Origin of the sequence: Corallococcus sp. AB011P (assembly GCF_003611605.1) — a bacterium.
Lineage (GTDB): Bacteria > Myxococcota > Myxococcia > Myxococcales > Myxococcaceae > Corallococcus > Corallococcus coralloides.
This window is the reverse complement of record NZ_RAVX01000004.1, coordinates 266,062-291,958: the sequence shown is the minus strand read 5'-3', so window position 1 is coordinate 291,958 and position 25,897 is coordinate 266,062. Positions and strand designations below refer to the sequence as shown.

The window sequence follows — 25,897 nt, the reverse complement described above, 5'->3', positions numbered from 1 at the left end:
GAAAGGTGGAGGGAGGGGACGGCTACTCCTCGTCGGAGGCGCTGTCGCCCCGGCGGTTCGCGCGGCGCGCGCGGCGGCGCTCCCCGCGGCTGAGCGCCTCGGTCTCCTCGGGCGCGGCTTCCGTGTCCTCGCTGCCGCTGGCGGCCTTGAGCAGCTTGGCCAGCGCCCCCACGGTGGGGCCTTCGTAGAGGGTGACGGCCGGCAGCGCGACGCCGAACTGCTCGCGCACGCGGGCAATCAGCTTCACGCCGACGAGCGAGTTGCCACCCAGCTCGAAGAAGTTGTCGTGCACGCCGACCTGGTCGATGCCCAGCGTCGTCTGCCAGAGGCGGGCGATCTTCTCCTCCAGCTCGTCACGCGGCGGCACGTAGGCGTTCTGGAGCGCGGGCCGGGGCGTGGTGCCCAGGGAAGAACCCGCCTCCTGCTTCGCCTCCGCCTGCTCCTGAGCGGCGGCCGGCTGCGCCCACTGGCGCGCGCGGGCGCGCAGGTTGCTCGTGGACACGGCCACGTGGGACACGGCGCCCAACTGGAAGAGCTGCTCGAAGGCGTCCTCGCCCTCGGAAGCCGTGATAGCCAGCGCGCCGAACGGGCTCTGCGCGCCGCCCGCGCGGGACTCGTACTGCCACGCGTCCCAGCCCACGCTCATCCACGGCACCGGCGACGTCTGCGCCTGCTTCGTGGCGAACGCGTCCATGAAGGACGTGGCCGCCGAGTACGACGCGAGCCCCAGACCGCCCAGCACCGCCGCCAGCGACGACGACAGCACGCAGAAGTCCAGCGAGCGCCCGCGCACCGCCTCCTCCAGCGCGTACAGTCCGCGCACGCGGCCGTGGAAGGTGTCGCGCACGTCCTCGGGGCGGGTGTCCGGGATGGCGCGGAAGAGCGCCTGGCCCACGTCACCCGCCGCGAACACCACGCCGTGCAGCGCGCCGAAGTGCGTCAGCGCCGCGTCCACGGCCTCCTTCACCTGGACCTTGTTGCCCGCGTCCACGGACACGGTGTGGACCTGCGCGCCCAGCGCCTCCAGCTCCCGCACCTGACGGATGCGGCGGGAGACGGCGTCGTCCTCGCCATGCGCGGAGAGGTGCGCGTCCCACTGCGAACGCTCCGGCAGCGCCGTGCGGCCCGCGAGCACCAGCTTCGCCTTCGCGCGCTTCGCCAGCGACTTCGCGTGGGAGAAGCCCAGCGTGCCGAAGCCGCCGATGAGCAGGTACACGCCCCCATCGCGCAGCGGCAGTTGGGCAGCGCGCGGCGCGTCCGCCGGCACGTGCTCGAAGTGCTGCACCCAGCGGGCGCCGCCGCGGTACGCGATGACGGTCTCCAGCTTGGACGGCGTGGCGGCCTCGGACAGCAGGGCCTCCACCAGCACCGTCTCCTGCCAGCTGCCGGACGCCGGCAGGCGCACGTCCACGGCCTTCGCGGACAGGTGGCCGTACTCCTGCGGGATGACGCGCACCGGGCCCAGCACCGTGGCCAGCTCCGGGTTCGGGGCTTCGTCGCCCAGCGCCTGCATGCGGTTGGTCACCGCGACCAGCGACACGGGCCGGGTACCCGGCTGACGGCCCAGGGCCTGCGCCAGGGACAGCAGCCCCAGGAAGCCCTTGCCCAGCGCGGACTCGAAGTCCGCCTCGCCGTGCGCGTCACCCAGGCCCAGCGTGCCCAGGTGCAGCACGTGGTCCGGGGCGCGGCCCTGCGCGGTGAGCGCTTCCAGCACCGTGGCCTCGCCGCCCAGCGCGAGCGACCAGTGGTGTTCGTCGTGCTTCGCGGTGACGGCGGCCGGGGTGATGCGCACCACGTCCTGGCCGGCCTCGCCCAGCTTGAGCGCGAGCCGCGCGCCCAGGCCCTCGTTGGAGTCGTCCGGGAGCAGCAGCCACCAGGTGGCCTTCTTCTCGCTCCAGGTTCCCTGCGGCGACGGCAGCGCGCGCTGCCACGACGGCAGGTAGAACCAGCGGGCCACGGGCTGCTTCTGATCCGCGGACGCCCACTCGGCGCGCTCGCCGTCGGCGGCGGTCTCCTTGCGCGGATCCACCCAGTGGCGCTGACGCTCGAACGGGGACGTGGGCAGCGCGATGCGGCGGCGCTTCTCACCGCCACGGAACGCGTCCCAGTCCGCCTCCACGCCCTCCAGCCACAGCCGGCCCAGCGTGGCCAGCACGTGGTCCAGGTCCGCGACCTGCTCCTTGGGGTGGCGCAGCGAGTTGATCAGTGCGTGCTTCGCGCCCTTGTCCGGATGCTGCCGCGCCAGCGTGACGAGCGTGTTGCCCGGGCCCACCTCCAGCAGGATGGCGTCGGACTCCTTGAGCAGCTCGCCCACGCCGTCCGCGAAGCGCACCGCGCCGCGCAGGTGCTTCGCCCAGTAGTCGGGGCTCGTGGCCTGCTCGGTCGTCACCCAGGTGCCGGTGACGTTGGACAGGTAGGGCTTCGTCGGCGCCTTCCGGGCCACCTTGCGCACCGCCTCGCGGAAGGCGTCCAGGATGGGGTCCATCATCGCGGAGTGGAACGCGTGCGACGTGTGCAGCCGCGAGGACGCCAGTCCCTGGAGCTTCAGCGTCTCCACGAACGCGTCCACCAGCGGCGTGGGTCCAGCGACCACGCAGGTGGCCGGGCTGTTCACCGCCGCCACGGACAGGCCCTCCGGCAGCATGGGCGTGACGTGCTCTTCCGGCAGGGACACCGCGAGCATGGAGCCCGCGGGCAGCGACTGCATCAGCCGGCCGCGCGCGGCCACCAGCGCCAGCGCGTCGTCCAGCGTGAACACACCCGCGAGGCACGCGGCCACGTACTCACCGATGCTGTGGCCCACCATCGCGTGCGGCGTCACGCCCCACGACTCCCAGAGCTTCGCGAGCGCGTACTCGATGACGAACAGCGCGGGCTGCGTGAGGCCCGTCTGCTTGAGGCGCTCCGACGCCAGCTCGCGAGACTCCGCGGCCGGGTACAGCACCGTGCGCAGGTCCAGGCCCAGGTGCGGCTTGAGCTTCTCCGCGCAGGTGTCCACCTGGGCGCGGAAGGCCTTCTCCGTCTCGTACAGCTCGCGGCCCATGTCCACGTACTGCGAGCCCTGCCCGGAGAACATGAACATCACCGGACGGCCGCTGTTCTCCGCGCTGCCTGAGAAGACGCGGCCCGGCGTGCGCTCCGTCAGCGCGGAGGCCAGCTCCGCCGTGGTTCGCGCCACCACCGCGCGCCGCTTGCCGAAGCGCTTGCGGCCCAGCTGGAGCGTGTACGCCACGTCCGCCAGGTCCACGTTCGGGTTCTCGCGCAGGTGCGCGGCCAGCCGGTCCGTGGCGACCTCCAGCGAGTTCTCCGTGCGCGCGGACAGCAGCACCACCTGCGCGGGCAGGCGGGCCTTGTCGGTGGCGGGCAGCTCCGGCGCCTCCTCCAGGATGGCGTGCGCGTTGGTGCCGCCCATGCCCAGCGACGTGACGCCCGCGCGGCGCGGCGTCTCACCGCGAGGGAAGTCGCGCAGCTCCGTGTTCACGTAGAACGGGCTGTTGGGGAAGTCGCACGCCGGGTTGGGCGTCTTGAAGTTGAGGCTGGGGGGAATCTGCTTGTGGTGCAGCGTGAGGGCCGCCTTGATGAAGCCCACCGCGCCCGCCGCCGAGTCCAGGTGGCCGATGTTGCTCTTCACCGAGCCCAGCGCGCAGAAGTTCTTCTTGTCCGTGCCCTGGCGGAAGGCCTGCGTGAGCGCCGCGACTTCAATCGGATCACCGACCTTGGTCGCCGTGCCGTGCGCCTCCACGTAGCCGATGGAGTCCGGATCCACGCCCGCCACCGCCTGCGCCAGCGCGATGACCTCCGCCTGACCCGCGACGGCCGGGGCCATGTAGCTGACCTTCTGCGAGCCGTCGTTGTTCACCGCCGAGCCGCGCACCACCGCGTAGACGGTGTCGCCGTCCTTGAGCGCGTCCGACAGGCGCTTGAGCGCGACCACCGCAGCGCCGTGGCCGGCGACGAAGCCTGCGGCCTCCTCGTCGAACGTGTGGCAGTGGCCGTCCGGCGCAGTGGTGCCACCCTCGTGGTACAGGTAGCCCGCCTTCTCCGGGAAGTGGATGGACACACCACCGGCCAGCGCCATGTCGCACTCGAACGACAGGAGGCTCTGGCAAGCGTAGTGGATGCACGTGAGCGACGTGGAGGACGAGGACTGGACCGTGACGGCCGGGCCCTTCAGGTCCATGCGGTACGCCACTTCGGTCGTGAGGCTGTCCTTGTCGTTGCCGATGGACGCCTGGAGGCTCTCCACCGACGCGACGTGCGCCAGGTGCGAGTACAGGTTGGAGAGCAGGTACGTGTTCATGCTCATGCCGCCGAACACGCCCACTCGGCCGGGCTGGCGCTCCGGGCTGTAGCCGGCGCTCTCCATGGCCTCCCACGCGCACTCCAGGAAGACGCGGTGCTGCGGGTCCATCAGCGCGGCCTCGCGGGGGTTCATCCCGAAGAAGGCCGCGTCGAACTGATCCGTGTCGCCCAGCGTGCCGCGGGCCTTCACGTAGTTGGGCGCGCGGACCATCGCGGGGTCGGCGCCCTCCGCGATGAGCTCCTCATCGGTGAAGAAGGTGATGCTCTCCACGCCGCCGGTGAGGTTCTTCCAGAACTCGGAGATGGTCTTCGCACCGGGCAGGCGGCCGCCCAGCCCGATGACCGCGATGCCATCCACTTCGGGGGTGTCAGTGCTCATGGAGCCGTCCTTCGAAATCTGGGGGTGTGCCTGAAAGTCTTGGGTTACTTGCCACGGCCGCGCGCCTGCTGACGCCGCGCCTGGGCGGCCCGGCGGCGCTCCGCCTCGTCCTTGATCTTCTGGGAGGCCGCGCCCGAGTCCTCGCCCTTGTTCGCCAGGTGCTGGGCCAGCGCGCTCACCGTGGTGAACTTGAACATGTCCACTAGCGCGAGGTCCGCGCCCAGCTCCTCCTTCAGCCGCCGGTGGGCCTGCGCGATGAGCAGCGAGTTGCCACCCAGCTCGAAGAAGTTGTCGTTGAGGCCGACGCGCTCCACCTTCAGCACCGACGCCCAGATGGCCGCCACGCTGCGCTCCACCGCGCTCTGCGGCTGGGCGTAGGCGACGCCGGACGCAAGGCGCGCCCCTTCCGGCGCGGGCAGCGCCTTCGCGTCCACCTTGCCGTTAGGCGACAGGGGCAGCGCGGACAGCGGCACGTACGCGGACGGCAGCATGTACGGGGGCAGTCCTTCCGCGAGGAAGGTGTTCAGGTCCGAGTGCGTGGGCGCGGGCTCGCCCAGCACCACGTAGGCCACCAGGCGCTTGTCGCCGGGCGAGTCCTCGCGCGCCATCAGGAACGCGTCCTTCACGGCCGGGTGGCGGCGCACGGCGGCCTCCACCTCACCCAGCTCGATGCGGAAGCCGCGGATCTTCACCTGATCATCCGCGCGGGACAGGAACGTGAGCACGCCGTCCGGCAGCCAGCGCGCGCGGTCGCCCGTGCGGTACAGGCGCTCGCCGGAATGGAACGGATCCGTGACGAAGCGCTCCGTGGTCAGCTCCGGCCGCTTCCAGTACCCGCGCGCCACGCCCAGGCCGCCGACGTACAGCTCGCCAGCGACGCCGACGGGCAGCAGGTTGCGCTCCGCGTCCAGCACGTACACGTCCGTGTTGATGACGGGCCGGCCGATGGGCACCCACGCGTGGCCCTGCAGGTCCTCCACCTCCATGCGGTGGTAGGTGGAGCACACGGTGGTCTCCGTGAGGCCGTAGCCGTTCACCACCGGCACCGTGGCGAGCAGCTTCTCTACGTCGCTGGCCACCAGCGCCTCGCCGCCGGAGAGCACCAGCTTGAGCGGCGGCAGCTGCTCCAGGCGCGCGTTGAGCCCGGCGATGACCGCGGGCACCGTGCTCACGATGGTGACGGTGTGGCGCGTGATCAGCTGGAACAGCTTCTCCTGGTCGAGGATCTCATCCTCGGTGGGCAGCACCAGCGCGCCGCCCGTGCACAGGAGCGGGAGGATTTCGCCCACGAAGCTGGCGGAGGCCACCGACGTGAGCGGCAGCATCCGGTCCGTCGCGCCAGGCGCGTAGGACTCCACGAACGAGCGCACCAGGTTCGCAAGGCCCCCGTGCTCCAGCATCACGCCCTTGGGCTGGCCGGTGGATCCGGAGGTGTAGACGAGGCACGCCAGGTCTCCGGCCGCCACCGTCGCGGCGGGAGCGGAGGACAGCGCGCCGTCCAGCGGCTGGTCCACGAACAGCGTGCGCGCGGACGTGCCGGAGGGCAGCGTGCGCTGGAGCCACGACTGCGTGATCAGCACCGGCGCCTGCGTATCGCCGAGGATGAAGGCCACGCGCTCGGACGGGTAGGCCGGGTCGATGGGCACGTACGCCGCGCCCGCGGCCATCACGGCCAGCACGGACACCAGCGTCTCCACCGAGCGCTCCAGGCAGACGCCGACGATGTCGCCCGGCTTCACGCCCGCGCCGCGCAGCCACGCGGCGAGCTGCCCCGCGCGAGCATCCAGCTCACGGTAGGTGAGCTGCGCGTCCTTGAAGAGGACCGCGACGTTGTCCGGCGTGCGAGCCACCTGCGCCGCGAAGAGGGCAGGGAGCATGTCCGCCTGCGTGAGCGGCACGCGCGGACCCTTCCAGGTCTCCAGCAGCAGCTGCTGTTCAGCCTGCGTGAGCAGCGGCAGCCCCGCGAGCGCGCGGCCCGGCTGGGCGGCGATGCCGGACAGGAGCGTGGCCAGGTGCCCGGCCATGCGCTCGATGGTGCCGGCCTCGAAGAGGTCGGTGTTGTACTCGAAGGAGGCCACCAGCTCGCCGTCCGCCTCGCCCATGGTGAGCGTGAGGTCGAACTGCGCGCCGCCGTGCGACAGCAGCAGCGATTCAATCGGCAGACCCGCCACGGTGGACTTCGCGCCCGGGATGTCCAGGGCGAAGGGCGTGAGGCCGCGCTCGTCCAGCTTGGAGGCGCGCTGGTAGACGAACATCACCTGGAACAGCGGCGAGCGGCTCTGGTCACGCACCGGCTGGAGCCGGTCCACCAGCGCGCTGAACGGGTAGTCCTGGTGCTCCAGCGCGCCCAGCATCGTCTGGCGCGTCTGGGCCAGGTAGTCCGTGAAGGACAGCGTGGGGGACGGCCGCGTGCGCACCACCAGCGGGTTGACGAAGTAGCCCGTGATGCCCGCCAGCTCCGCGCGTCCGCGGCCCGCGCTCACCACGCCCAGCGTGAAGTCCTGCTGGCCGGTGTAGCGGTGCAGCAGCACCTGGAACGCCGTCTGGAGCACCATGTTCGGCGTGGCGCCGTGCTCGCGCGCCAGCGTCTTCACCGCGCTCGCGACGTTCGCGTCCAGCCGGGTGGTGTGGACGCGGCCGTTGAAGGTCTGCGCCGGGGGACGCGGGTGGTCCGTGGGCAGGTCCAGCACCGGCAGCGTGCCGGACAGCTGCTCGCGCCAGTACTTCTCCAGCGCCTGGCCGCGAGCGCCGGTGAGCATCTCCGCCTGCCAGCGCGCGTAGTCCGCGTAGGTGCGCGCGGGCTGCGCCAGCGTGGGCCGCTTGCCCAGCTTGAGCGCCGGGTAGAGCGCGTCCAGCTCCTCCGCCATCACCGCCAGCGACCAGAAGTCGGTGACGATGTGGTGCATCGAGATGAGCAGCGCGTGGTCCTCCGCGGACCGCGACACCAGCCGCACGCGCAAGAGCGGACCCTTCTCCAGGTCGAACGGGCGGCGGGCCTCGGCGGACAGGTGCTCCGCGACCTGCTCGTCGCTCCAGCCCTTCGCGTCCGTGGTGGTGAAGTCCAGCGGCAGCTCCGCGTGCACGCGCTGCACGGGGCCGGTGGCCGCCATGACGAACGTGGTGCGCAGGGCCGGGTGACGGGCCACCAGCGCTTCGAAGGCGCCCTTCAGCGCGTTGGCATCCAGCCCCGCGCGCACGCGCACCGCGACGGGCACGTGGTAGGCGGCGCTCTCCGGCGCGAGCTGGTGCATGAACCACAGCGCCTGCTGTCCGCCGGACAGGGGCGCGTCACCCGTGGCGGACGAGGCGGCCACCGCGCTCGAGGCCTGCTGGGATGGGGGCGCCGACATCAGCGTCACCACGACCTCCGCCAGCTTCGACAGCGACACGCCCTGGAGCACGTCCGACAGCGGCAGGTCGATGCCCAGCCCCGCGTCCACCGCGCTCTTGAAGTCCACCGCCATCAGCGAGTCCACGCCGTAGGCGTGCAGCGGCTTCTGCACGTCCACCTGCGCGGTGGGCAGCCGCAGCACCTGCGCGGCCTGCTCCTGGAGGAACACCGCCACCATGGCCCGGCGCGCGGTGGGGTCTGTCACCACCGCCAGCATCTTCTGCAGCATGCTGGTGTCCGGGCCCACGGGCGCGGGCGCGGCGGCGGCTTCCGGGGCGGCGGTCTTCACGGCCTCGGGCGCGGTGGCGGGCGCGGCGGCGAGGACGCTCTTGTGCAGCGCCTCCAGCGTGTCCGCGACGTACTCCGCGCGGGTGGCGAAGCGCTGGATCTTGCCGCTGGACGTCTTCGGGATGGCGCCCGGACCCAGCAGCACCACGCCCTGGGCCTGCAGGTCGTGTCCGGCCGCGACGGCCTGCCGGATGCCCTGCGCCAGCGCGTCCAGGTCCACGCCGTCGCGCTCCACCGCGCGGCGGTCGACCTCCGTCACGACGATCAGGCGCTCCTCGTCGTCCTGCTCGATGGAGAACGCCGCCGTGCAGCCGGGACGGATGGCGGGGTGGGCGGACTCCACCGTGCGCTCGATGTCCTGCGGGTAGTGGTTGCGCCCGCGGATGATGATCAGGTCCTTCAGTCGGCCAGTGACGAACAGCTCGCCGTCCGAGAGGAAGCCCAGGTCGCCCGTGCGCAGGAACGGCGTCGGGTCCCCCGTGCCGGCCAGCGGCTGCTGGAAGGTGGTCCGCGTCTGCTCCTCGCGGCCCCAGTAGCCCTGCGCGATGCTGGGCCCGGCGACGCGAATCTCACCCACCTGGCCCGCCGGCAGCGGCGCGCCCGTCTCCGGATGCGCGATGACCAGGCGCTGATCCGTGAGGTTGCGGCCGGAGCCCACCAGCGTCTGGGCACCGGGGCTCGCCGCCTCCTTCGCCACCACGCGGTTGTCCTTCATCGCGCCCGCGTCCACGGTGCGCTGCACGGGCAGCTCGCGCTTGTCACCGCCGGAGGCGATGAGCGTGCCCTCCGCGAGCCCGTAGCAGGGATAGATGGCCTCCGAGCGGAACCCCTGCGGACCGAACGCCTCCGCGAAGCGCCGGAGCGTGTCCGGCATGATGGGTTCCGCGCCGTTGAAGGCCAGGTCCCAGTGGCTCAGGTCCAGCTTCGCGCGCTCCTCCGGCGTGGACTTGCGCACGCACAGGTCGAACGCGAAGTTGGGCCCGCCGCTCGTGGTGGCCTTGTAGCGGGAGATGGCCTCCAGCCAGCGCATGGGGCGCTTGAGGAAGTCCACCGGCGAGAACAGCGTCACCGGGAAGCCGCCGTACAGGGGCTGCAGGATGCCGCCGATGAGGCCCATGTCGTGGTACGGCGGCAGCCAGATGACGCCCTGGCTCTGCGTGGAGTGACCGAAGCACGAGTGGATCAGCTTCGAGTTGTGCAGCAGGTTGCCGTGCGTCAGCACAACGCCCTTGGGCGACGACGTGGAGCCGGACGTGTACTGGAGGAACACCCGCGTGTCCGTCGCCACGCCGGGGTCCTTCCACCCTTCGGCGACCTCCGCGTCCAGCGTGTCCGTGGCGATCCAGTGCAGCTCCCGCAGCTCCGGCGCCTGCTCGAAGAGCATCTCCCCCATGCCGTAGATGAAGTCGGTGGTGAGGGCGATGGTGGCCTGCGCGTCCTGGCTGATGGCCAGGAGGCGCGGCAGCGTGCGCGCCAGGCGCATGGGGTCCGGCGGATAGATGGGGACCGCGATCACGCCCGCGTACAGACAGCCGAAGAACCCGGCGATGTAGTCCAGCCCGGGCGGATACAGCAGCAGCGCCCGCTGGCCCTGGGCGCCGCGCGCCTGGAGCGCCGCCGCGATGGCGCGAGCCTTCTGATCCAGCTCCGCGTACGTCAGGTGCGCTTCATCCGTTTCCCCGTCCAGCAGGAACGTAAAGCCCCGACGGTCTCCCTGGGCGCTCGCGCGGACGCGAAGCAATTCAACCAGGGTGGAAAACGCAAGGTCAGAGACCGGGGAAGAACCGGGCGTGGTTCCAGTAGGCATGACGCGACTCCTGGGAGGCGGGGGTGTTCCGTGCACGGGGAGCACGGAGACGCGGATTCAGGGGCCGGGGCGCTGCTGTCTCCCGGCTAGACAGGAATTCAAAGGGTCAGTCGCAATCAGCACCCGCCGTGAAGGGGCGTTGTTTCGCGCATGTATCGCCTGACGCGCGTGCGAGCAATCCCCCCCACCCACATTGGCGCCATTCCGGCCCCCGGGCCCGGCGGGGAGTGCGTGAATCAGGGGCGGGGTGGGGTGCGAGTTTCATGAGAACGGAATTCGGAGGGCGTCTGGGCCGTGAGCCACTTCATCGCGCGAACGGAGGGACATTCAAATGACCCCCAAGGTCGGAAACCCGGGGACCTCCCTTGTTCACGGGATACTGCGCGGGGTGTCCGTGTAAACGTGACACATCGGATCATGCGACGGGAACACGCGGAGTGTATGGGTCCGCCTCCCCGCGAGCGTCTTGCCACGGCGGAATTGCCCCGGACCTGTCTGTGTCTTTGAATTGTCAGTGAAAATAGGATTCCTTGGATTCGTCTGTTGAGTGTTTGAGGAGGATACGGGGTGGGTCCGACACGTCCCTGCGCGTTCTTGCCGCACGGGGGGACACATGGCGTGCGTGGTAGACGCCGCTCGGGAGCATGAGCGCCATGCCGGGATGGAGTCGCGACGTGACGCGGTGGACGTGGAAGGCGCTGTTCTTGTGCGGAGCGCTGGGGTGTTCCGCGGAGCCGGGAATGGCGGTGGTGCTGGATCTGGACGCGGGTGCGGGCGTGGAGCCGGGGCCCGAGCCGACGACGTGCGCGAGCGGAAGCCTTTGGACCGAGGCGAGCGGCACCGGGGCCACCATGGCGCCTGGCTACGCCTGCCGGAACTGCCACCTGCGGCAGGCGCCCTCCGTGGCGTACTTCTTCATGGGCACGGTGTTCCCGGCGCTCCACGAGGCGGACGGGTGTGATGCCCGGCTGGTGGAGCCGTCGAACGTGAGGGTGGAGATTTTGGACCTGGAGGATCAGGTGCGGCTCACGCTGGTGCCGAACTCCGCGGGCAACTTCATGTCCACGACGCTCCAGCCGCCCTTCCCGATGCCGTACCGGGCGCGGCTGGTGGGGCCGGATGGCACGTCGCGGAGGATGGCCACGCCGCAGAGCAACGGGGACTGCAACAGCTGCCACACCGAGCAGGGCACCCAGAACGCTCCGGGACGCATCGCGCTGCCGTGAGGATGTCCGGTGCGGACGCTGCGACAAATGACCGCAGCGTTCACACCCCGGGGGGCTGCTATCCGGGATGCTCCTTTCTTCCCGGAGTCACCCGATGAAGTCTGCCCTGGGGCCGCTGTGTGTCGTCGCGGGTTCGCTGCTGTCCTCGTCCGCCTTCGCGCACGCCGCGGTGGCGGGGGCCACGCCTCCGTATGCCGGGGCGACCTTCGAAGCGGACATCACGGTGAGCCACGGCTGTGACGGCGCGGACACGTACAAGATGCGGGTCCAGATTCCGGAGGGCGTGACGAACGTGCGCCCGTTGGACTCCGTGTTCGGCACGGCCGAGGTGGAGAAGGACGCCTCCGGCAACGTGACGGCGGTGACGTGGACCCGGCCTCCGGGCAGCGTGAAGGCGGCGGACACGCACTTCTTCCACCTGGGGCTGCGCATGAAGCTGCCCTCGAAGCCGTTCACCCCGCTGTTCTTCCCCACGACGCAGACGTGCAGCACGCAGGGCGGCGCGCTGACGGTGGTGGAGTGGAGGAGCACGGCGGGCGGCGAGCACAGCCATGACGGGGATGCGGGCACGGGGGCTTCGGAGAACCCGGCGCCGTCGCTCTACCTGCTGCCATCGCGGTTGCCGGGCTGGAACCAGTACACGGTTGCGGAGCACGTGCACGACCTGACCGTGTTCAAGGACGCGCTCATCGTGTGGTCCGGGACGCAGGCGTACAGCTTCAACCCCGTCACGCAAGCGCTCATCGAGAGGGAGCCCGGCGTCACCGCGCTCACGCAGATCCATCCGGGCACGGTCATCTGGGTGAAGTACTAGGAGCGACCATGCGCCACTGGCTCTTCGTGTTGTGTATCGGTGTTCTTGCTGGTTGTTCGGACAAGCCCTCGCCGTCGCCCACGGGGCAGAGTGATGCGGGCACGGCCTCCGGTGTGGAGCGGCCGGGAGCGTTGGAGCGTCCGCCGCTGGAGCGGTTGCCGGACGACCTCAAGCCGCCGGTTCAGTAGCGGGCGTGGCGTTCCGCGACGCGGTAGAGCTGGGTGAGGGAGTGGTCCAGCAGCGCCTGGGTGGACCGCATGTAGCGGTGGGCGCGGGCGAAGGGCAGCCAGACGCGGTCACCGACGCGGACCTGGGCTTCCATCCATTGCTTGCGTGGAAGCCATTGTCCGCCCAGGTGTTTGACCAGCACTTCGCCCAGGTAGGCCCCGACAGCGGGGACCGCGATGGCATCGATGTTGTGCCGCTCGAAGATGTCCGGGAAGGTCTCCTTCCAGAAGTGGACGTCGATGTCCGTCAGGGATTCGGGGGACCCCTTGAAGACGGAGGGCACCGGCGTGTGGAGCAGCGCCACGAGGCGTTCCGCGAAGTACGCGTACTGATCGAGGGCTGCTTTCGGGTCGGCCACGTCTGAAGGCAGGGCTGCGTTCAGCGGGAGCCACTCGTCCGGCTCTGGTGGGACGTAGGCGTTGAGCTCCGCGATGCGCCGCTGGCGTTGGGCCAGGGATGCGTATTCGGGGAGACGTGAGAGCAGCGCGGCGATGTCCGGAGCGAAGCGGGGTTCGACGGGGGCGAGGGTCGCACTCCGTTCGCGGAGGGTGGCCATCACCGTGTCGAAGTCGAGGTCCGGCCGGAGGTGGACCCACGCGCGGGCCTGGGCGACGCGGGCGGCTTCTGTGGCGAAGTCCGCGGCGGTGGGCCAGGTGACGAGGAGGATGGAGCCGTCGGGAAGCTCTTCGACGCGGTGGGCGGGCGTGGTGCGCATGCGCTCGCGGCCGACGGTCTCCACGAGCTTCGCGCCGAAGACGTTGAGCCAGCAGACTTCGTAGATCTTGTCGAAGCCGTCCTGATAGGCCGTTTCCCGGTCGCGGCCGAAGAGAGGGAAGCCTGCCAGGTCCTTGTCCGCGAGGCTGTGGGCCGTTGCGTGAGTGACGGGGTAGTGGAGGGCCCAGATTCGGACCATCTCCACGAGTTCCTTGCAACTCGACTCCCGCGCGAAGAGGTCGAGCAGCCTCATGGTGAGAGATAGTCGCAGGCTGGGGCGTAGTGGTGGAAGCCTAAGATGGAGCGACATTTCCAGATCGGGGTTCGTCGTGCGGTAGAGCGCCACGGATGTCGTTCTTTCCTGGCGTGATTCAGTCAACCCCTTGGTGACGGCCTGGCGTGTGTACTTTCGGCGCCGCACGCCCTTGACGATGTCTGGCATCCACTCGCCAGCGCCTGATTCAAGTGCTTCAAGCAACGGCGCGAGTTCCATTTCGAGGACGCCCGGGGTGTTGCAGGCTCCATCAAACGAGAGGTACAGGTAGTCGTTCGCCATGAACCCGGCGGTCTCTTGCGCGGTCATTGAATTTGGATCTCCACACCTGGGACCGCGTCTTGGAGGTCCGCCAGGATTTCCTCCAGCATGGTCGTGTTCCAGTACTTGAGGGCGTCTCCCTCGTAGATGAGGCGCACCCGGCGGATTCGTGCCGGTCCTTCGAGCCCTGGTCTGCGGACGTTCGCGGTTTCGCCGTAATACCGAAGAGCCGCACGCGCGTCCGTTCTCATTTGGGACTTCAATGCATCTCCGTCGCGGTGACGCAGGTCGCGGCTCTTGAAGCTGATGGTCTCCATGCGCGGCGGTTGGCCTGACGGTGGCTTCGTTTCGATGACCAGCACGTCAGCGAAGCGCAGGTCCGATTTCGTCATGCCCACGTGCGTTTCGATGCGGGGCTGATCAAAATCCTTGAGCCACCGACGCTGCGCTCGGGGCAGGGCCGCATCCGCCCGGAGCCGGGCGACCATGTCTCGTTCGAACAGCAGCCCGCGGATGAACTGTCCGCGCAGGTCCAGGTAGCCCTCCCAGCGCAGGGGCCCCTTCGCGGGTATGCCTTGTTCCAGTTCCGCGAGCCGGTTCTCCCGGTACCTCACGTACTCAGTCCAGAGGGGGGGCCCTTCGGCTCCCGGCGGTGCATCCCGCTCGGGTGGATGTTCCTTCAGGAAGGACACATCGCGGGACAGGCGGGGACCCGTGGACTCCCACTCCACCTGCGCGAGCCGGGCTTCCAGGACCTCTGGTGGTACCCCCGCGAAGTCCTTCGACTGCATGCCACTGCCGGTACTCTTCTGTGCGGTACCCGGGCGTTCGCGGCTTGCCTCCGCCAGCAGTGCCTGGGCCTTCGCCGGGTTTCCTCGGGCCTCGTACAGCGCCAGCGCTCCGGCTTCTCCCCACTCGGCGGCGAGGAGTGCTCCTTCCCGGCTCGCTCGGAGCTGACGCAGCAGCTCCCGGGTGGCGTTCACTCCGAGCCGGTCCTCCAGCCGCTCCACCGCCGCCTTGAGCGCCTCCACGTCGAAGGCGGGCCGTTCTCCTCTCAAGGCCCGTGCGCCTTTGCCTCCCGCGTACAGCGCCACCATGAGCGCGGCGGGCGCCAGCTCTCGCGTGGCCTGTTCGTACCGGCCCTTCGCCAGGGACGACGCTCCCTGCGCCGTGCCCGCGAGCAGGTGGAAGAAGCCCATCGGGACACCGAACGTCAGGTGATCGAAGCCGCCTCGCACCACGTTGCCCGGTGAGAAGTGCCCCGCCATCAGGTCCCGCTCCACGGCGTCGAGCGCTTCCTGGTACGGCGGCGGCAATTGCGCACGCTTCGCGGAGAACTCCACGTAGCGGGCCCCCGCGCTCACGTCGGTGCTGGACAGCGCGTCCCGCCCCGCGCGGCCCAGGCCCCGCAGGACGTCACCGGCTCGCTCTTCCCGCTCCGGATACGCCGCGACCTTCAAGCCCCGGCGCAGCAACTCCTCGCGCACGGCGGGCATGCCGCCCAGGGTCTCCCCGAGCTGCTTGTCGCGGGCCAGGTGCTGGACCAGCTCGCGCAGTTCATCATCAAAGCTGGTGTGCAGGATGAAGAGGGCGAACACCTCCGCGCGTGGCAGGCCGTACTTCTCGACCGCGGTGACCAGGAAGGCCGCACGCTTGTGCTGAAGAACGCCGGAGGCCTTCGCATCCAACGGCCCCAACGCCCCCAGCCGGACGGCGTCCCAGTCATCGAGGGACTCCACCAGCCGGGGCATGTCCACGCCCCGCTGCATGGCAACGAAGGCCGCTGGCGAGGCACAGGCCAGGAAGGGCGCGAGGCGCTGCTCACCGCGCTCCAGGTCGGGCCAGCCTCGCGGCAGGGGGCGGCCGCCACATGCCCATCCCTTGTCCTCCGGGGACTCAGCCGCGGCCTTCCGGGACCCTCCAGCCCATGGCCGCCATGAGGACCGTGCCGCTGGCGTGCCGTAGCCCCAGGTGCCTCCATGGGGCGGTGACGAAGCACAGCCCGCGATGAGCAGGGCCATGCAGGCCAGCACCGCCCACCGTCGCATGAGGAATCGCCATGGCTGAATCACAGCCGATGACGATACCGGCTCACGGCACGGTGGCGGGATCCGCGAAGCGCGGGTCGGTCAGGAACGCCGTGTCCGTGAGCGACTCCAGGAACGCGATGACGTCCGCTTTCTCCTCGGGCGTCAGCTCGAAGCCTCGCACGAAGGCGCTCTGCAGGGGGCTCGGCTGTCCGCCATTCGCCGCCCTGGTCCGGCCTCCCGCCGCGTAGTGGTCCAACACGTCGGAGAGCGTCTCCACGCTGCCGTCGTGCATGTACGGTCCGGTGACGGCCACGTTGCGCAGCGACGGCGCTTTGAAGCGCCCCATGTCCTCTGGACGGAACGTGATTTCGAAGAGGCCTGTGTCCCCGGCGGGATACGCGCCCTGGCCGTCCTCGTTGTAGAGCCCCGTGTTGTGGTACGGCAGCACCGGCTCCGCCGTCGCCTCGTGCACGGTCGCGTCCTGGAAGTTGAAGCCGGAGTGGCAGTGGTCGCACTCCAGGCGCTCGGACAGGAACAGCTGCAAGCCCCGCTTCGCCGCGGGACTCAGCGCGTCCACCTGCTTGCCGTACAGATAGCGGTCATACGCCGACGTGCCGGAGATGATCGACCGCTCGAACGCGGACAGCGCCCGCGTGAGCGTGGCCAGCGACACCGGCGTGGACTCGTTCGGGAATGCCTCCGCGAAACGGGCCGGCAGGTCCGGATCCGCGCGCAGCCGCTCCAGCAGCACATCCTGTTGATCCGCGAAGCCCAGTTCCACCGGCTCCCGCCCGAACAGCGGCACCAGCGCCTGGGCCTCCAGCGTGGTGAGCGCGGAGTTGGCCCAGGTGAGGCTGGTCGCGTACGCCACGTTCGCCAGCCCCTGCCCGTTGCGGCGGTGCGCCTGTCCCGTGCTGCCCACCGCGTGCACGCGCCCGTCCGTGAAGGCCCGGGCCTGTTCGTGGCAGGAGCCGCAGGACTGCGTGCCGTTCAACGACAGGCGCTTGTCGTAGAAGAGGCGCCGGCCCAGTTGGACCTTCGCCTCCGACATGGGGTTGTCCGCCGGCACGCGCGGCTTGGGGAAGCCCGCAGGCAGCTTCCAGTCGTAGGGCGCGGGCTCCTCGGTGGGCCCCGAGGGATCCGCGCAGCCCGCGGCCAGCAACGCCACCGTCGCCAGGGCTTTCCACGCCTGTCCTTGTCGTCGTGCCACGTCGGACGTCCTTCCTGCTACTCGGCCCGGATGAAGGTCTGCGCGGTCGGGTTCGCCGCCTGGCCGCCGAAGGCCAGCCCCAGGCGCTCGAAGAAAGGCCCGCAGTCCGCGTCGGTGGGGGACGACATGCAGCCCGCGGCCGTGCTCGGCGTGTTCACGTCCAGGTTGGAGCCCGCGAAGAGCGTGCCCAGGTCCATCACCACCTTGTTCTTCGTCACGTCGAAGCCGTCCAACTGGAACTCCGGACGGTTGTTGTTCGCGCACCCGGCGGTGCCCTGCGTCTGGCCCTCGGGCGGCGGCGCGCAGGCCGTGCTGCCCAGGTGCATGACGTGCTGGGGAAGGCCCTGCGTGCGGCCCTCGATGCGCGTGAAGAGGAAGCCGCTCTGCCAGTTCCAGTGCAGGCCCGTGTCCTCCATCGGCTTGCCCAGCGTCGTCGGGTCGCCGTGGTTCAGGTCCTCCGGGATGCCCAGCGTGAAGCGCAGGCCCGTGTAGTCACCCTGGGGCGCCGTGCCCTTGATGGACGCGTTCATGCCCTCCGTTCCCTGCGTGCACAGCCCGTCCTTGTTCGCGAAGTCCAGCAGCACCACGCCCGAGTGCTGCCACGTGCCGTCCTCGGTCAGCGTCACGGGCACCTCCTGGCCTTCACGTGTCACCAGCCGCACGTCGTGCACGTACACGCGGAAGTCCATGGGCTCGTACGTCGTCCCCGTCGTCCCGACGTTCGTGTACGTCTTGCCGCACGCGAACGCCTCCGTGCCCACGCGGGCGACGACGGGGAGGTCCACCGTCAGGACTTCGGGTTCATCCTCTCCACAGCCGAGCGCGCCCACGAGGGCCAGCGGAAGGAGGAGGCGGGAGCGGAGCATGGAGCGCATGGGAATCATCCTTGGAAGGTGCTCCCGTCTAACGCACCGGCCGCGCGGCCATGCCGTGGCATGTTGCCGCACCCGCCGCCCGCCTCAGGCCACCTCGCGCGTTTCGTCCGGAACCGGAAGCCCCGCACCCCTCGCCTTGCGCCGCTGGATGGACAGGAAGAGGGCCTCGTGCGTGGCGGGCGAGGGCAGGTCCACGTCGCCGCCCGGCGCTCCGAAGGCGGCCACCGCGTCGCGCAGCGCCTCCCGCACGGACAGGGCCAGCATCAGCGGCGGCTCACCCACGGCCTTGCTGCCGTGGATGGTGCCCTTCTGCTCGGCCCGCTCCATCAAGGCCACGCGCAGGTCGATGGGCGCGTCGCTGAACGCGGGCACCGCGTAGGTGCTGGCGGAGTGCGTGAGCAGCCGCCCGTTCGCGTCCCACTTCAGCTCCTCGCCGGTGAGCCACCCCATGCCCTGCACGAAGGCGCCTTCCACCTGACCCCGGTCCAGGCCGGGGTTGAGCGAATCACCCACGTCCTCCAGCAGGTCCGAGCGCAGCACGCGCTTCATGCCCGTGTCGCCGTCCACCTCCACCTCGCTCACCGCCGCGCCGTAGGAGAAGTAGAGGAACGGCTTGCCCCGGCCCAGGGTCCGGTCGTAGCCGATGCCCGGCGTGCGGTAGTAGCCCGTGACGGACAGGCCCACGCGGTCGCGGTAGGCCTCCTCCACCACGGTCCCGAAGGGCAGCCCCTGGTCCGGCCGCGCCGCCGCCGCGATGCGCCCGTCCTCGAACACCAGCGCGTCCGGCGACACCGCCTGCCCGTGCCGCTGCACCAGCATGCGCGCGGCCACCGGGGCCAGCCGCTCGCGCACCTGGATGCAGGCCTCGCGCACCGCCGCGCCGTTGAGGTCCGAGCCACTGGAGGCCGCCGTCGCGGACGTGTTGGGCACCTTGTCCGTGGCCGTGTGCGCCACGCGCACCAGCTCCGCGGGCAGGCCCAGTTCGCGCATGGCCACGCCCTGAATCTTGGTGTGCAGTCCCTGGCCCATCTCCGTGCCGCCGTGCGACAGCAGCACGGAGCCGTCGCGGTACACGTGCACCAGCGCGCCCGCCTGGTTGAGGAAGGTGGCGGTGAAGGAGATGCCGAACTTCATCGGCGTGATGGCCAGTCCTCGCTTGATGCGGGGGCTGGACGCGTTGAAGGCCTCCACCTCCGCGCGGCGCTTCGCGAAGTCGGAAGACTCCATCAGGTCGTTCCACAGCTTCGGCAGCCGGTTGTCCTCCAGCTCCTGGCCGTAGTGCGTGGTGTTGGTCTCGCCCACGCCGTCGTAGAGGTTGCGCTGGCGCACGGACTCCGGGGCCAGGCCCAGGGTGCTCGCGATGCGCGCGAGGATGTCCTCCATCACCAGCATGCCCTGCGGTCCGCCGAAGCCTCGGAATGCCGTATTGGAGACCAGGTGCGTCTTCGCCACGCGGCCGGTGTAGCGCACCGACGGCACGTAGTAGCCGTTGTCCAGGTGGAAGAGGGCGCGGTCGGTGATGGACTCGGACAGGTCCAGGGACCAGCCGCCGTTGGACGTGAGGTCCGCCTTGAGCGCGAGCAGCCGGCCCGTGGCGTCGAAGCCCACCTCCCAGGCCGCGTGGAACGGATGGCGCTTGCCCGTGACGACCATGTCCACGTCGCGGTCCAGCATCCACTTCACCGGCCGGCCCGTGTGCACGGCCGCCAGCGCCACCAGCGCCGCGGGCGCGTTGCCTTGCGTCTCCTTGCCGCCGAAGCCGCCGCCCATGCGCGGCGCCTTCACCACCACGCGGCTGCGCGGCACGTGCAGCACGTGCGAGATGATGGCCTGCACCTCCGACGGGTGCTGCGTGGAGGACGTCACCGTGACGTCGCCTTCATCGCCCACCTCCGCGAAGGCCGCGTGCGTCTCCAGGTAGAAGTGCTCCTGGCCGCCCATCGTCAGCTCACCGGCCAGCCGGTTCGGGCTGGAGGCGAGCGCGCTGTCCACGTCGCCCCGGCGGATGACGTGCGGGTCGGTGTGGAAGCTCTCCTGCTTCAGTGCCTCGGCCAGCGTGAGCACCGCGGGCAGGGGCTCGTAGTCCACCACCACCTGACGGGCGCCCTCGCGGCAGGCCTCGGGCGTCTCGCCGACGACGAGCGCCACCACCTGCGCGTGGAAGAGCACCTCGTCCTTCGCGAGCAGCGGCTCGTCATGGCGGATGGGGCCCGTGTCGTTCATGCCCGGGATGTCCTCCGCGAGCAGCACCTTCACCACGCCGGGCACCTTCAGCGCGGCGCTGGCGTCGCGGCGGAGGATGCGCGCGTGCGCGTGCGGCGACAGCACCGGCCACACCGTCAGCATGGGCCGGCGCTGCGCGAGGTCGTCCACGTATTGCGCGCTGCCCGTCACGTGGCCCAGCGCGCTCTCATGGCGCAGCTCGCGGCCCGCGTCCGCGGTGGCGGAAGGAGCACCCGGGGCGAAGCGGGGCCGTCCGTCCAGCGCGGGGCTGCGCACGCCGGACGCGAACTTCTCCAGCAGCGACACCACCAGCCCGCGCCGGTACTCCGCGCTGCCGCGCAGGTCCGTGAGCGGCGTGAACTCGCGCTCCAGCGTGGCGCGCACGCGGGCCACGGCCTCCGCGTTCCACGGGTGTCCCACGAGCTGGGCCTCCGTCTGCTTCGCCCGCGCCGGAGTGGCCGCGACGCCGCCGTAGCCCAGCCGCGCGGTGCGCACGAGGCCCAGCGTGTCCGTCTCGATGCAGAAGCCCGCCGCGACGATGCTGATGTCCAGCTCGCGGCGCTTGGACACCTTGAAGCTGTCCGAGTGACGCGTGAGCCCGCTGTCCTTCGCCGGGGCGTGGGGGATGACGACGAAGCGGACCACCTCGTCCGGCTGGAGCGCCGTCTTGCGGTAGGCGAGGAAGAAGTCAGACAGCGCCACCGTCCGCTCGCCGCGCACGGACGCGAGCACCAGCCGGGCGTCCAGCGCGAGCAGCACCGGCGCCGTGTCCCCGATGGGCGAGGCCGTCACCAGGTTGCCCGCGAGCGTGGCGCGGTGGCGGATCTGCCGCGAGGCGAAGACGTTGAGCATCTTCGCCAGCTCCGGCACCTCGTGGCCCAGCGCGTCCTCCACGTCCACCAGCGACGCGGCGCCGCCCACGTACCAGCCGTCCTCCTCGCGGCGGATGGCGCGCAGGGCCTCCACGCCTTCCGTCGAGATGAGGAAGGGGTAGCGGCGGGACTTCTTGGTGATGTCCACGCCCAGCTCGGTGGCGCCGGCCACGAGCATCGCCTCCGGGTGCAGGGCGCGCAGCGCGAGCAGGTCCTCCCACGTGGTGGGGCGCAGGAACAGGCCGTCGCGGGCCTCGTAGCGCAGGGGCGGCGTGGGGGAGGGCGCACCCTCCAGCGAGACGCCGGGAAGCCCGGGGCCGCCACCCTTCGCGTCGCGGGTGGCGAGCGCGTCCATCATCGCGTCGCGGATGGGGCGGTAGCCCGTACAGCGGCAGATGTTGCCGCAGAGCTGATCCGCGATGGCCTCCGGCGAGCCCGCGTCCTTGCGACAGTACGCCTCCACCATGGAGACGACGAAGCCCGGCGTGCAGAAGCCGCACTGCGAGCCGTAGTGCTTCACCATGGCCTGCTGCACGGGGTGGGGCGCGGCGCGGCTGCCCACGCCCTCCACGGTGACGAGCTCGCGCCCGGCCACCATGGGCAACAGCGCGATGCAGCTGTTGAACGCGCGCAGCGTCTTCTGGCCGCTCACGTCCCGGTCCACCATGGCCACGGTGCAGGCGCCGCAGTCGCCCTCGGCGCAGCCCTGCTTCGTGCCCGTCAGGCCGCGCGCGCGCAGGTAATCCAGCAGGGTGGTGTTGGGCGACGCGTCGTCAACCTGGACCGTCTGTCCGTTGAGCCGGAACTCGAAGGGGGTGCTCATTCCCCCGAGGATAGCAGGGGCGCGGGCGCTGGCTGAGCGCCTGCTTCCTGGGCCAGCCCGTGATGGAGCTGGAGCAGCCCGGCCGCGATGCTCACGGCCACCTCTTGCGGTGACTTTCCCCCGGTGGGCAGCCCCATGGGGCACTGGACGCGGCCCACCTGCCGGGCGGGCACCCCCTTCGCATCCAGCCGCTGCCGGAAGCGGGCCCACTTCGTGTCACTGCCGATGAGCCCGATGTAGCGGGCCGGCTTCTGGATGGCGAAGGCGATGATGTCCTGATCCACGTCGTGCCGGTGCGTCATCACCGCCACGTAGGTGCGCTGCTCGTCCCAGACCGCGCGCGACGCGAAGTCGTCCCACGCCTCCTCGTGACGCACCACGCCCGCGGGCACCAACGGGGACTGGACCCACTCGGCGCGCTCGTCCACCAGGTGCACGCGAAAGGGGGTGCCCTCCAGGATGCGGCACAGCGCCTGTCCCACGTGGCCGGCGCCGAAGAGGTACAGCTGGGGCCCGTGGTTGACGGGCTCGACGAAGACGTCCACGACTCCTCCACAGCACTGACCCAGCTTCGCGCCCAGCGGATAGCGGAACGTGCGCGCCTCACCCCGGGCCAGACACGCGCGGGCGTCCTGAAGCACGAGCTGCTCCAGGTGGCCGCCGCCGATGGTTCCGTGGAAGGTGCCGTCCGCGCGCACCAGCAGCTTCGCGCCAGGGGGCGCGGGCGTGCTGCCCTTGCACTCCGTCACCGTCACGACGGCGAACGGCGTGTCCTCTCGTGCCCACTCCGCGAGCTGGTGAACCCAGTTCCACATGCCGCCGGTGAGTCTGCCACGGCTGCCGTCCCAGCGGCGCTTCTCCGGACGCCTGCCGTGGGAGCGGGGAAGCAAGCCCCCGTTGCCGGGCCGGGAAGGCACACCACCTTTTGCGCCAGACGATTTCGACCCATCCGAATCAAGGAGATGACGTCATGGCCAATGCCGCCGCTGAACTCGAGACGCTGAACTCCTTCCTGCGGGGTGAGATCTCCGCAGTGGAGACCTACCGGCTCGCCTCGAAGCACATCGAGACCGAGGTCGCGAAGACGGAGGTGGAGGCCTGCCTCCACGACCACGAGAAGCGCGTCGAGGCCCTCAAGGAGCGCATCGAGAAGCTGGGCGGAAAGCCCGCGGATGGCTCCGGTCCCTGGGGCATCTTCGCCAAGGTCGTCCAGGCCGGCGCGGACCTGCTGGGGGAGAAGCGCGCCATCGACGCGCTGGAGGAGGGCGAGGACCACGGCCTGAAGGACTACAGCCGGGACGTGGACAAGCTGCACGGCGAGGCGCGCACCTTCGTCCGTCAGCAGCTGCTGCCCTCGCAGAAGCAGACGCACGCGCGACTCAGTGCACTGAAGAAGAACCCGACCCTGCACTGAGCGTAGGGGTTGCGCGGTGCCGGACATCCCAAGGTGCCCATCCGGGTTGAGGGGATGGGCGCCTTGTGGTGCATCGCACGTCCCCGCATCCAGGCCTGGAGGCTTTCAGGGAGCGTGCGATAGTCGGAAGGAGGGGACTTCCACCGGCGAACGAGGGCGAAGAAGCACATGGGGCGCGAGCACACGGTGCCGGGGCCGCGCGAGCCCGGGACCGTCACCGACAGCGAGGACGCGGGGGCACCGGCTTCCCGCCCGCCCGACGTGCGCGCCGAAGACGGTGGACCTGCGTCCGTTCCCTCCCCGACGACCGCCGACACCAGCTACGCCGCGGGCGCCCTGGGCACCGGCCTGGAGGTGCTCTTCACCACCTCCGAGCGCGCTCTGCAGTGGGCCTGGCGCGTGCTCCAGCTCGCGCGCGGCGTGGTGGAGGCCACCCCCCGGGGTGACGCGTTCATCCGTGAATCCCGCGCTTCCGTGGTGGACTTCCTGGACCACATCCCGCCGCACGTGCGCCGCAGCGTCGAGGAGGTGCTCGTCTTCTGCAACCTGTGGCAGGCCGTGGGCGTGCGCCTGCGCCGCCGGGGCGGCTTCCCCGCCGGGGACGACGCGGCCTGGCGCCAGCTCTGCGAGGACGTGGAGCTGCTCCAGCGCGCCGCCCAGGCCCGGCTGGGCACCGCCGCGGCCTTGGAGCAGGGACTGCTCAAGGACCTGGGCCACCTGCGCGCGCTGGCCCTGTCCTGCGGCGACAGCGCCAACGAAGTCACCGTGGGCATGGAGGTGTTCACCCGCTGCATCGCGGAGCTGATGGCCGTGGCCAGCGCCGTGCGCCGCGCGTGGGAGGCCGCCGCCCATGAGCTGGCCGAGTCCGCCGCGTGGCTGCGCGCGGGCGACCCGGCCTTCAGCGCGTGGCTGGCGGAGCACCTGGTCGCCGCCGAGCCCGCGTGGGAGCGCACCCAGAAGATCGCCCGCTGGCTGCGCGACGTGGGCGCCTTCGCGGGCCAGCCCTGAGGCGCGGCCCTCTCAGGGCTCGATGAGGATGCGGTGCCGGTGCAGCTCCAGGAGGATGTCCGGATCCAGGTCCGCCTGCTTGTGGTCTCGCAGGTGCTGGCGGACGGCCTCCACGGACTTCTGGCCGGTGAACTCCACCAGGAGCGAGTAGGCCTCACCCGGCAGCGCCACCGCGTCGTATTCGCTGTACGAGCCCAGCGCGACGCTGCCGTCCGGCAGCCACTTCACCGTCGCGTCCGGGTTGAAGCGCAGCACGCGCGGCAGCGTGGGCGCGGTGGCCTGGGTGTACAGCTTCTCCAGCACCTTCTGTTCGATGGTGCCGTCCAGGCCCAGCATCCGCTCCAGCCCGTCCCGGGACACGGCGCGCACGGCGTCGTAGCAGGCGCGGTAGAAGTCCCTCTCCATCCCGGCGTAGCCCTTCCAGAGCGCGGCGTACACCTTGGCCGGGGGCGCCGCGTCGTCCAGGTCCTCCACGGACAGCGGGCCGGTGGCCACCTCCGCCTTGTCGCGGCCGTCCATGAGGAACTCCGGCATCAGCTGGAGCAGCGCGTGGCGCGACAGCTGGAACTCCGCCAGCGTCAGGTACGTCTTGAGCGACATCCAGAAGCGCTGACCGTCGCGGCCCGCCACGTACTTGCAGAAGAACGTGGAGCAGACGGACTCGCGGTACGCCCAGATGGTGCAGCCGCCGGACTCCAGCGCGTAGTACGGGCAGCGCAGCGACGACGCGCGGCCGAAGAACTGGTGCGCGTTCTTGTACAGGTGGTTGAACTTCGCGGGCGGCTTCACCCACTGCGGGCTCACGCCGATGCGGCTGTCGATTTTGGCTTCGATGCGCCGGCGCCCCTCCGCCATCTGCGGCGAGTCATCCGACAGGAGCGCGCCCACGAGGTAGTTGGGCAGCCGCGGCTGGTACGTGCAGCACTTGGTGTCCGGCCGGAACAGGTGCTCCGCCCCGTCCACCGACTCCACCGTGGCCTGCGCGGAGGCGCGGCTCATGGCGCAGTTGGAGCAGGTGGCCTTCTCTTCCGTCGGGGCGTCCTTGCGGAAGAAGGCCGGCAGGAGGTCCTGGTAGAGGGCGGGCAGCGTCGAGAGGATGGAAGACATGAAGGCAGGGGGTCAGGAGGACCGGTCGGCCCACTCCAGGTGATAGGTGGCGGAATCGGGCGAGTGGCGGGTGCGGTGCAGGGTGAAGCCCTGGACTCCCACGCGCAACATCCCTTCCTCCAGCACTCCGTCCACGAAGCCCTCCAGGGCCTCCGGTTCGTTGAACCAGAGGTCCGCCTGGGTGGGGCCCAGCACGGTGAGCCGCGTCTCCGTGTAGTTGTTGCCGCTGCGGAAGTTGTGCTGCATCCGCTCCAGCGAGCGCATGGGGCCCACCACGCGCGCCAGCGTGAGGACCGCGCCGCCCACCAGCGTCTGCGCGTAGCCCTCCACCATCCGCCGGCCCATCCGGCGCCGGCCCTGCTCCACCGGCTGGTCGGGGTGGAGCGTGCGGGCCGTGTCGGCCAGGCAGTCCACCCAGACGGCCAGCGGGTACGCGGCGAGCAGCGGGGCGTGCAGGTTCATCCCCCGCGCGCGCAGCCGGTCCACCAGCTCGGGCGTCAGGGAGGGGGCCAGCACCTTGCGGTACAGGCTGTCCACGCTGCTGCTGAAGATGACGCGCTCGTCCCTCATGGCCCTCCGTCCTTGCCGGGACCTGAACAGGCCCCGGGCGCGCATTCTTCGCCCAGGGCCCGGGAGGAGGCCAGCCCCCCC

General features: G+C 70.7%; 15 protein-coding genes. 5 read left to right on the top strand and 10 right to left on the bottom strand.

All coding sequences use genetic code 11. The annotated features are described in order from the left end of the window. Positions 1 to 22: 22 nt before the first annotated feature. The gene (locus D7X30_RS14475) at positions 23 to 4,681 is read right to left on the bottom strand and encodes a type I polyketide synthase (protein WP_120563500.1); all 4,659 of its coding nucleotides are present in this window, start codon (positions 4,679 to 4,681) and stop codon (positions 23 to 25) included. A 44-nt stretch (positions 4,682 to 4,725) separates the two neighbouring features. Further along, positions 4,726 to 10,101, bottom strand: a complete 5,376-nt coding sequence (locus tag D7X30_RS14470; RefSeq protein WP_158619264.1) for a non-ribosomal peptide synthetase — start codon at positions 10,099 to 10,101, stop codon at positions 4,726 to 4,728. 740 nt (positions 10,102 to 10,841) lie between these two features. Between D7X30_RS14470 and D7X30_RS14465 the strand changes: the two genes are divergently transcribed. The 3 genes from D7X30_RS14465 to D7X30_RS41640 all read left to right on the top strand — a co-directional run bounded on the left by D7X30_RS14465 (position 10,842) and on the right by D7X30_RS41640 (position 12,395). Next, positions 10,842 to 11,393, top strand: a complete 552-nt coding sequence (locus tag D7X30_RS14465) for a hypothetical protein (protein ID WP_120563498.1) — start codon at positions 10,842 to 10,844, stop codon at positions 11,391 to 11,393. Positions 11,394 to 11,487: 94 nt separating this feature from the next. Then, a complete protein-coding gene (locus tag D7X30_RS14460) occupies positions 11,488 to 12,207 on the top strand; it encodes a DUF1775 domain-containing protein (RefSeq protein WP_120563497.1) in 720 nt (239 codons plus the stop codon). An 8-nt stretch (positions 12,208 to 12,215) separates the two neighbouring features. Continuing rightward, positions 12,216 to 12,395 carry a hypothetical protein gene (locus tag D7X30_RS41640; protein WP_147443187.1) on the top strand — a complete coding sequence of 60 codons (180 nt, stop codon included), beginning with the start codon at positions 12,216 to 12,218 and terminating at the stop codon, positions 12,393 to 12,395. Here the strand turns inward: D7X30_RS41640 and D7X30_RS14455 are convergent. The 6 genes from D7X30_RS14455 to xdhC form a co-directional block, all read right to left on the bottom strand. Then, positions 12,389 to 13,705 carry a hypothetical protein gene (locus D7X30_RS14455; protein WP_233591554.1) on the bottom strand — a complete coding sequence of 439 codons (1,317 nt, stop codon included), beginning with the start codon at positions 13,703 to 13,705 and terminating at the stop codon, positions 12,389 to 12,391. The genes D7X30_RS41640 and D7X30_RS14455 overlap by 7 nt on opposite strands. Before the next feature lie 23 nt (positions 13,706 to 13,728). Then, entirely contained in the window at positions 13,729 to 15,732 is a 2,004-nt protein-coding gene (locus tag D7X30_RS14450; protein WP_370051384.1) for a hypothetical protein, read from the bottom strand. A gap of 43 nt (positions 15,733 to 15,775) precedes the next feature. Then, the gene (locus tag D7X30_RS14445) at positions 15,776 to 16,924 is read right to left on the bottom strand and encodes a methanobactin export MATE transporter MbnM (RefSeq protein WP_120563495.1); all 1,149 of its coding nucleotides are present in this window, start codon (positions 16,922 to 16,924) and stop codon (positions 15,776 to 15,778) included. Positions 16,925 to 16,941: 17 nt separating this feature from the next. Next, positions 16,942 to 17,799, bottom strand: a complete 858-nt coding sequence (locus D7X30_RS14440; RefSeq protein ID WP_120563494.1) for an MbnP family copper-binding protein — start codon at positions 17,797 to 17,799, stop codon at positions 16,942 to 16,944. Between the two features lie 84 nt (positions 17,800 to 17,883). Beyond that, entirely contained in the window at positions 17,884 to 21,717 is a 3,834-nt protein-coding gene (gene xdhB / locus D7X30_RS14435; RefSeq protein WP_120563493.1) for a xanthine dehydrogenase molybdopterin binding subunit, read from the bottom strand. Then, the gene (gene xdhC, locus D7X30_RS14430; RefSeq protein WP_233591553.1) at positions 21,714 to 22,607 is read right to left on the bottom strand and encodes a xanthine dehydrogenase accessory protein XdhC; all 894 of its coding nucleotides are present in this window, start codon (positions 22,605 to 22,607) and stop codon (positions 21,714 to 21,716) included. Before xdhC ends, xdhB begins: the two co-directional genes overlap by 4 nt. A gap of 80 nt (positions 22,608 to 22,687) precedes the next feature. On the opposite strand from xdhC, the gene D7X30_RS14425 reads away from it, so the two are divergent. Then, positions 22,688 to 23,131, top strand: coding sequence for a DUF2383 domain-containing protein (locus D7X30_RS14425; protein WP_120563491.1), 444 nt, complete (start codon positions 22,688 to 22,690; stop codon positions 23,129 to 23,131). Positions 23,132 to 23,299: 168 nt separating this feature from the next. Continuing rightward, entirely contained in the window at positions 23,300 to 24,139 is an 840-nt protein-coding gene (locus tag D7X30_RS14420; RefSeq protein ID WP_120563490.1) for a hypothetical protein, read from the top strand. 12 nt (positions 24,140 to 24,151) lie between these two features. On the opposite strand, the gene D7X30_RS14415 is transcribed toward D7X30_RS14420, so the two are convergent. Both D7X30_RS14415 and D7X30_RS14410 read right to left on the bottom strand, forming a co-directional pair. Then, positions 24,152 to 25,246: a hypothetical protein gene (locus tag D7X30_RS14415; protein ID WP_120563489.1), complete on the bottom strand. Its 1,095-nt coding sequence runs from the start codon at positions 25,244 to 25,246 to the stop codon at positions 24,152 to 24,154. Between the two features lie 12 nt (positions 25,247 to 25,258). Continuing rightward, positions 25,259 to 25,816: a DUF2378 family protein gene (locus D7X30_RS14410; RefSeq protein ID WP_120563488.1), complete on the bottom strand. Its 558-nt coding sequence runs from the start codon at positions 25,814 to 25,816 to the stop codon at positions 25,259 to 25,261. Positions 25,817 to 25,897: the final 81 nt, after the last annotated feature.